This is a genomic window from Clostridium sp. AM22-11AC (assembly GCF_003473545.1).
Classification (GTDB): domain Bacteria; phylum Bacillota; class Clostridia; order Lachnospirales; family Lachnospiraceae; genus Enterocloster.
The window spans coordinates 1-7,675 of record NZ_QUCM01000043.1 but is presented as its reverse complement, the minus strand read 5'-3'; the positions used below and the strand labels follow the sequence as shown (position 1 = coordinate 7,675).

Genomic DNA, 7,675 nt, shown 5'->3' with positions numbered 1-7,675 from the left:
TGAATTTTCTCAATTCAAAGGTCTAAACCAGACCTTTTATTTTAGAATTTTCAGGGTTTGTGTATTATTCAGTCTTTAATTTTAAAGGTACATCGAAACTTACGTTTCGTAACGCAGAAGGAGGGATTTGAACCCTCGCGCCGCTACTAACGACCTACTCCCTTTCCAGGGGAGCCCCTTCAACCACTTGGGTACTTCTGCTTGGTTGATTCATAAACAAATATTTATTTGTAAGGGCAGTTTGTTTTGTTTGCCCTAAACGGAGAGAGTGGGATTCGAACCCACGCGCCCTTTCGGACAAACGGTTTTCAAGACCGCCTCGTTATGACCGCTTCGATATCTCTCCAAACGTGCTTTTCGATTATACAAGATAAGAAACGTTTTGTCAAGAGTTTTTTTAATTTATTTTTTCTTGTTTTTTCTTACTTTGTTGCTGTTCATCAGCAGCTCAGTTATAATATCATGGCTGGAAGTATATGTCAACACTTTTTTTATATTTTTTCAAAAACTTTTTCAGGTTCTTTTTCAGACCCTTCTAAACATTCAAAAATGCCCTAGCAATGACCAGATCTTCCGGTGTGGTTATCTTTATATTATTATAGCTTCCCTCTACCATATAAACAGGAACCCCCATCTGTTTTTCAACTACCATGGCATCATCTGTGATATGGCTGCAATCCTCCTTCAGCTGACGTTCAAAGGCCTCTACAATAAGAGACAGCTCAAAAGCCTGGGGAGTCTGGGCCTGCCATACAAGAGAGCGGTCCGGGCTTTCTTTGATCTGCTTTTCTTTGTTGATAAGCTTTATGGTATCTTTTACCGGCATACCAACAACACAGGCTTTTTGTACCTGCACCTGCTCGTATACCCGTTTCAGGATCTCATCTGTAATAAAAGGTCTTGCACCGTCATGGATCATCACAAAGCCAGACTGTCCCCGTTCTTTTAAAATGCACAGCGCCTTCCATACACTCTCATAGCGTTCTTTTCCGCCTGGAGCTACAGCTGACACTTTCTTTATACCATATTTCTCACAGATCTCTTTTTTACAGTACTCTACGTGGTCTTTATCTGTCATAAGCAGGATATCATCCACTACCGCTGACTGTTCAAAGACTTCCAGTGCATATACAAGAATAGGCTTACCCTGTAATTCCAGATACTGTTTTGCTGTCTGTGTTCCCATACGGGTGCCTCTGCCTGCTGCAAGGACGACCGCTGTGCAATGTTCTTTCATTCCTTCTTACCCCTGTTTCCCTGTTATCTTTCCCCTAATTTTAAATTTGGAACTGCATTTAAGTCCCATCCGGAGCGATTTCCCTTTTTATACTCATAGTAAGCCGCTGCACCGATCATGGCTGCATTATCGGTACAAAAAATAGGAGATGGATGATAAAATGTAATACCGTTCTTATCGCAGGCTTCTTTCATAGCTGCACGAAGAGCGCTGTTGGAAGCCACTCCGCCTGCAATAGCCAGCTTCTTATAGCCATATTCTTTAGCTGCAGTAATAGCCCTGCTTACAAGGACATCTACCACTGCATTCTGGAAAGAGGCTACCAGATCCGGCACATAGATCTCTTCCCCTGTCATTTTTGCATGGTTAATATAGTTCAGCACTGCAGATTTTAAGCCGCTGAAACTGAAATCATAAGGAGAGTCTGCTACTTTTGCCCGCGGAAATTCCATAGCATGTGGATTTCCCTCTTTTGCTGCCTTATCTACCTTTGGACCACCTGGATAGCCTAAGCCTACTGCTCTTGCTACTTTATCAAAAGCTTCACCTGCAGCATCATCCCTGGTCCTTCCAATAATCTCAAACTCTCCGTAATCTTTTACGATCACAAGATGGGTATGTCCACCAGATACGATCAGGCACACAAAAGGCGGCTCCAGATCCGGATTTTCAATAAAATTGGCAGATACATGGCCCTCAATATGATGAACGCCGATCAATGGCTTATGGGCAGCATAAGCAATGGCCTTTGCCTCTGCCACGCCTACTAATAATGCGCCTACCAATCCCGGTCCATAGGTAACACCGATAGCTGTAATGTCCTCAAGAGTCACATTTGCCTCTGTCAGCGCCCTCTCTATTACATAGTTGATCGCCTTTATATGCTCTCTGGAAGCGATCTCCGGCACTACGCCTCCATATACCGTATGGGTCGCGATCTGGGATGAGATCACATTTGACAGTACTGTACGTCCATTTTTCACAACGGAAGCTGCTGTTTCATCACAGGAGCTTTCAATTGCCAGTATTAAAACATCTTCTGATGCAGTTGTATTCATATTTCCACCTTATCCTTTATATGTGCTCTTGGAATATGTCCTCTCCGGGCACCTGTTACTCCTCGTCAAACTCCAGTTCCACAGTCCAGCCATCTCTGGCAGCCTTTGCCCTTGGAAAGATCTGTTTTACTTCCTCCATATATTCTTCCGGTCTTGTAAGAGACGGGCTGTAATGAGTCAGCCACATCTGTGCAGGCTGAGCCTCTTTTGCCAGGTTTGCAGCCTCATAAAAGGTCATATGCTTATATTCCCTTGCTTTTGCTGCCTTTTCCTTTTCACCGTACATGCCTTCACAGATAAAAAGATCTGCGTCTTTTGCATACTGTGCGATCACCGGAACTGGGCGTGTATCTGTACAGTAAGTAACTTTTAAGCCTCTTCTGTCTGCTCCCAGTACCATATCCGGAGTAAATGTCCGTCCATCTTCTTCGATGATCTCCCCTTTCTGGAGACGGCTCCAGAATTTCTGAGGGATCATCTGCTCTCTTGCACGGTCTACATCAAACCGGCCTTTTCTTGGAATACGGATCGAATATCCATAGCAGATCACCTTATGGTTCACACGGTACGCATCGATCATGTAAGGACCGATCTGTAAGCTTTCTTCCTGTTCTGTCAGTTCAATAAATTTAAGGTCAAATGGAAGTTCCGGAGCGATCATGCATAAAGCATTTACCACACGCTCTAATCCCTTTGGTCCAATCAGTGTCAGCGGTTCTGTGCGCTCTGCATTTCCCATAGTCAGAAGAAGCCCTGGAAGGCCGCTGATATGGTCTGCGTGGTAATGGGTAAAGCAGATCACATCAATCGGCTTCGGGCTCCATCCTTTTTCTTTTAACGCGATCTGGGTGCCTTCTCCACAGTCAATGAGAAGATTGCTGCCTGCGCACCTAGCCATCATGGATGTAAGCCACCGGTAAGGAAGAGGCATCATACCGCCTGTTCCAAGTAAACATATATCTAACATATTTTTTCCTCATTTTCTTTCATTATGTTCCCGTTGCATGTTCTATGCAGGAACATCATACATTTAACTTTCCAAATCATATCACATTTGCAGCTTAATAATCAAGTGCTGAGGAAAATTGAGCCTGTCCTTGTAGAATGGCTATAAATACTCTGTCTGTTCTTCTGTTTCTACCGGTATTTTAAAAGTGGCTGTCAGCTGATCATAGCACTCTTCACACAGGTCAAAATGATCCACCTGCCCGTCTTTTTCCGAGAAATAATCCCATGTGTGGTCAATGCTTATAGCTCCTTCTAACACGATCCCCTGTCTGACCGCCAGTTTCTTACCGCAGGCATTGCATATCATCCTTTCCAACTGCCCGTCTGGTCCTATTTTTCTCATATTTGTATCCTCGCCTTTCTCTGCCTCTTTTCGTAAGCGGACCTGTCACCGAAACGTGACTTTACCATAAACGAAAGAGAGGAACGTCTCCCGTCCCTCTCCATTATATACGGATTTTATTCCTGTTTTTACTGGTAGTTTCTTACAACTCATGTTTCCACATGATGCAGGCATTTTCTACCGGGTTTTCATAGTAATTTTTGCGGACTGCTTCCTGGATAAAACCATAATTTTCATACAGTTTTCTGGCGTCTGTATTGCTTTCCCGCACTTCCAGTGACATCTGAACAGCCCCTTTTTCTTTAGATACCTGTATCATGGCTTCCATCAGGCTTTTGGCTATTCCATGACGGCGCCAGGAAGGAAGGACCGCAATACGCTGGATCTCTCCCTCATCTGCAAGAACTCTTAAAGCACAGTAGCCTGCTACGATCCCGTCTTTTTCCCATACCAGGTAGGTATCAAACCTGCCGGTGAGCCCGTCTTTTAATATATTTTCAGACCAGGGAACAGAAAAGCACTGTTTTTCCAGCTCTTCCACCTGTTCTACATCTTTTTCTTCCATCAGGCGGATCGATCCAGCCTCATTTACACACATTTATCTCTTTCTCCCAATTCTTGTAATAAACAGTGATCAATAATCTCCCGGAAGTTTTCCTGCCTGTCCGTCTGGTGAAGCCTCTGCCTCCCGCTGTCTTTCTGCCTGGGATTTACGCAGGTAATCCGGTACAAATTCGTCTGCAGGCTGGACTTTTGCTCCTGTATAGCCTTCTGTCAGAGCTTTCATACCAAGAGCTGCCACGCAGGATGCACGCTGTCTGTTCATCTGGGCAGGTGCAAATACATAAGGAACTGTCATTTTCTCTTCGATCATGGCCTTGTATACCGGTACGCCGTCTCCCAAGAAGATCACACGCTCAGACTGTTTATTTAACTGTTCGATCAGTTCTCCCATATCCATAGGGCACTGCTCCATAACCGTCTCAATTCCATTTTCCATGTGGTACAGTCCTGTATATACCTGGCATCTTTTTGCGTCCATAATAGGGCAGATAAGACCGGATGCCCCCCACATATTGTAAGCAATAGCATCTACTGTAGGTACATGGATCAGAGACTTCTTTAATGCCAGTCCCAGTCCTTTTGCAGTAGCTGCGCCAATACGAAGACCGGTAAAGGAGCCCGGGCCCCCTGCTGCTGCAATGGCATCAATAGTCTCCAGGTCCAGTCCCAGCATTTTTACGATCTCATCTAACATGGGAAGGAGTGTCTGGGAATGGGTCTTTTTAAAGTTTACTGTATATTCTGCTGTGAGAATGTCATCTGTTACAAGTGCCACACTGGCTACTAAAGATGAACTTTCAATACCAAGAACTTTCATTATTTTTCCTCCACCCGTATCTTTCTGTAGTCAAATCCTTTTTCCAGGTCTTTTTCAATGGTGATCTCTGTCACATGTTCCGGAAGGATCTCCTCAATCAGCTGGGACCATTCGATGAGAGAAACGCCGTCTCCGTAGAAACAGTCTTCGTATCCGATCTCGTCCATTTCGCTGATATCACCGATACGGTATACGTCAAAATGATAAAGCGGCAGTCTTCCTGTATCATACTGCTGGACAATGGTAAATGTCGGGCTGTTTACCGGCTCATCGATCCCCAGTCCCTCTGCAAATCCCTGAGTGAAGATAGTCTTTCCCACTCCCAGGTCACCGTTTAAGCAGATCACCTGTCCCGGTCTTGCTTCCTGTCCCATTTTCTTTCCAAAAGCCCTTGTTTCCTCCGGACCCCAAGTATCAATTACCATCCTTTACTCCCTTCATTGTAAGAGCGATCCTCTTCTTGTCCATATCTACGCTTAAGATCTTCACATCTACCACGTCGCCTACGCTTACTGCCTCTAATGGATGCTTAATATAACGGTCTGTCATCTGGGAAATGTGTACCAGGCCGTCCTGATGAACGCCGATATCCACAAACGCACCAAAGTCAATGACATTTCGCACGGTTCCCTTTAATACCATTCCCGGCTTTAAGTCTTTCATTTCCATAATGTCACTTCTTAAAACAGGACGCGGCATCTCATCTCGCGGGTCTCTGGCCGGTTTTTCCAGTTCAGCGGTAATATCACGAAGTGTGATCTCACCTACGCCCATTTCCTGGGCCATTTTCTTATAATCACCAATCTTTTTGCTGATACCATTTAAACCGCCATGGGACAGCTGATCTTCTGTGTATCCCAATTTCTCCAACAGCTTTCCTGCTGCCTCATAGCTTTCCGGATGAACGCTGGTACCGTCTAATGGGTTATCGCCTCCTGTGATCCTCATAAATCCGGCACACTGTTCAAATGCCTTTGGACCCAGTTTTGCTACCTTTAACAGCTGCTTACGGTTCTTAAAAGCACCATTTTCCTCTCTGTATGCCACAATGTTCTTTGCAAGAGTCTTGTTGATACCGGAAACATATTCTAACAGGGAAGCAGATGCTGTATTTAAATCAACGCCTACTTTATTTACACAGTCTTCTACAACGCCGCCCAATGCTTCTCCCAGGTTCTTCTGGTTCATATCATGCTGATACTGGCCTACACCAATGGATTTTGGATCGATCTTTACCAGTTCAGCCAGTGGGTCCTGAAGTCTTCTTGCAATAGAAACTGCGCTTCTCTGTCCTACATCGAACTTCGGGAATTCTTCTGTTGCCAGCTTGCTTGCAGAATAAACAGAAGCACCGGCCTCATTTACGATCACATACTGTACCTGCTCTTTTAATTCCTTTAACAGCTCTACGATGATCTGTTCAGACTCTCTGGAAGCAGTTCCGTTTCCCACAGAGATCAGGGAAATGCCATATTTATGGATCAGGTCTTTTAATATTTTCTTGGACTCTGCCACCTTGTTCTGTGGGGCAGTTGGGAAAATAACTACAGTATCTAATACTTTGCCGGTACTGTCCACTACAGCCAGCTTACAGCCGGTACGGAATGCCGGGTCCCAGCCTAATACTACTTTACCAGCAATTGGAGGCTGCATAAGAAGCTGCTCTAAGTTCTTTCCAAATACACGGATAGCACCTTCCTGTGCCTTATCAGTCAGTTCACTGCGGATCTCACGATCTACAGAAGGAGCAATAAGACGGCTGTAGCTGTCCTGGATCACTGCCTTTAATACAGGTGTGGTATATGGATTTTCCTTTGTGATCACCTGTTTTTCCAGGTATCCTAAGATCTGCTCTGTTGGCGCTGCCACCTTTACAGTAAGGATCTTCTCATCTTCTCCTCTGTTTAATGCAAGGATGCGGTGTCCGGCTGCTTTTTTCACCGGTTCTTCGTAATTATAGTATGTCTCATAAACAGACTGCTTTTCCCCATCCTTTGCAGTTGACTGGAGAAGTCCCTTGTTCATGGTAATGTTTCTGATATAGGTGCGGTATTTTGCATCGTCAGAAATGCCTTCTGCAAGAATGTCCATGGCACCGTTAATGGCATCCTGAACACTTTCTACGCCTTTTTCAACAGAAATATAGGCCTCTGCCGCTTTTTCCACAGGTTCTTTTAAATTCTGTAAAAGGATCACATTTGCCAAAGGCTCTAAGCCCTTTTCACGGGCGATCATAGCCCTGGTACGGCGTTTTGGCTTGTATGGACGATATAAGTCTTCTACTGCCACTAAAGTTGCCGCTTCACGGATCTGTTTTTCCAGTTCTGCTGTCATTTTTCCCTGGTCAGAAATAGCACTGATGACCTGCTCTTTCCTGTCTTCCAGGTTTCTTAAATATTTTAAACGTTCATCTAAATTTCTTAAAACTTCATCATTTAATGAACCGGTTGCTTCTTTACGGTATCTGGCAATGAACGGAATGGTATTGCCTTCGTCAATGAGCTTTACAGCTGCCTCTGCCTGGTGGCGTCCAATATTCAGTTCTTCTGCCAGTGCTTTAATAATATCCATTGATAGTCCTCACATATTTTTTGTCGTTCTGAGGTTTTATTATAATTCATCCGCGGACCTTATGCAAGACTTGCCCT

Annotated in this window: 8 protein-coding genes and 2 tRNA genes; all 10 read right to left on the bottom strand. The window is 44.6% G+C overall.

The annotated features are described in order from the left end of the window. Positions 1 to 112 precede the first annotated feature (112 nt). Positions 113 to 201, bottom strand: a tRNA-Ser gene (locus DW251_RS17510). 59 nt (positions 202 to 260) lie between these two features. Continuing rightward, positions 261 to 346 (bottom strand) — tRNA-Ser (locus DW251_RS17505). A 189-nt stretch (positions 347 to 535) separates the two neighbouring features. Next, a complete protein-coding gene (ispD, locus tag DW251_RS17500) occupies positions 536 to 1,237 on the bottom strand; it encodes a 2-C-methyl-D-erythritol 4-phosphate cytidylyltransferase (protein ID WP_021868627.1) in 702 nt (233 codons plus the stop codon). A 23-nt stretch (positions 1,238 to 1,260) separates the two neighbouring features. Continuing rightward, positions 1,261 to 2,295 (bottom strand): tRNA (adenosine(37)-N6)-threonylcarbamoyltransferase complex transferase subunit TsaD, encoded by a 1,035-nt coding sequence (gene tsaD / locus DW251_RS17495; protein ID WP_021868626.1) that lies wholly within the window; start codon positions 2,293 to 2,295, stop codon positions 1,261 to 1,263. 55 nt (positions 2,296 to 2,350) lie between these two features. Further along, positions 2,351 to 3,262: a ribonuclease Z gene (locus DW251_RS17490; protein WP_021868625.1), complete on the bottom strand. Its 912-nt coding sequence runs from the start codon at positions 3,260 to 3,262 to the stop codon at positions 2,351 to 2,353. A 141-nt stretch (positions 3,263 to 3,403) separates the two neighbouring features. Next, the gene (locus DW251_RS17485; protein ID WP_021868624.1) at positions 3,404 to 3,646 is read right to left on the bottom strand and encodes a hypothetical protein; all 243 of its coding nucleotides are present in this window, start codon (positions 3,644 to 3,646) and stop codon (positions 3,404 to 3,406) included. A gap of 142 nt (positions 3,647 to 3,788) precedes the next feature. Then, positions 3,789 to 4,244, bottom strand: a complete 456-nt coding sequence (rimI, locus tag DW251_RS17480; RefSeq protein WP_118301891.1) for a ribosomal protein S18-alanine N-acetyltransferase — start codon at positions 4,242 to 4,244, stop codon at positions 3,789 to 3,791. Between the two features lie 36 nt (positions 4,245 to 4,280). Continuing rightward, entirely contained in the window at positions 4,281 to 5,027 is a 747-nt protein-coding gene (gene tsaB, locus DW251_RS17475) for a tRNA (adenosine(37)-N6)-threonylcarbamoyltransferase complex dimerization subunit type 1 TsaB (RefSeq protein WP_118301890.1), read from the bottom strand. After that, positions 5,027 to 5,452 (bottom strand): tRNA (adenosine(37)-N6)-threonylcarbamoyltransferase complex ATPase subunit type 1 TsaE, encoded by a 426-nt coding sequence (gene tsaE, locus DW251_RS17470; protein WP_021868621.1) that lies wholly within the window; start codon positions 5,450 to 5,452, stop codon positions 5,027 to 5,029. The genes tsaB and tsaE overlap by 1 nt, the downstream gene beginning before the upstream one ends. Then, entirely contained in the window at positions 5,442 to 7,598 is a 2,157-nt protein-coding gene (locus DW251_RS17465) for a Tex family protein (RefSeq protein ID WP_021868620.1), read from the bottom strand. The genes tsaE and DW251_RS17465 overlap by 11 nt, the downstream gene beginning before the upstream one ends. Between the last annotated feature and the right edge of the window lie 77 nt (positions 7,599 to 7,675).

Coding starts and splice junctions, on each gene's coding strand:
- ispD (WP_021868627.1), bottom strand. CDS start 1,237: ATGAAAGAACATTGCACAGCGGTCGTCCTTGCAGCAGGCAGAGGCACC.
- tsaD (WP_021868626.1), bottom strand. CDS start 2,295: ATGAATACAACTGCATCAGAAGATGTTTTAATACTGGCAATTGAAAGC.
- DW251_RS17490 (WP_021868625.1), bottom strand. CDS start 3,262: ATGTTAGATATATGTTTACTTGGAACAGGCGGTATGATGCCTCTTCCT.
- DW251_RS17485 (WP_021868624.1), bottom strand. CDS start 3,646: ATGAGAAAAATAGGACCAGACGGGCAGTTGGAAAGGATGATATGCAAT.
- rimI (WP_118301891.1), bottom strand. CDS start 4,244: ATGTGTGTAAATGAGGCTGGATCGATCCGCCTGATGGAAGAAAAAGAT.
- tsaB (WP_118301890.1), bottom strand. CDS start 5,027: ATGAAAGTTCTTGGTATTGAAAGTTCATCTTTAGTAGCCAGTGTGGCA.
- tsaE (WP_021868621.1), bottom strand. CDS start 5,452: ATGGTAATTGATACTTGGGGTCCGGAGGAAACAAGGGCTTTTGGAAAG.
- DW251_RS17465 (WP_021868620.1), bottom strand. CDS start 7,598: ATGGATATTATTAAAGCACTGGCAGAAGAACTGAATATTGGACGCCAC.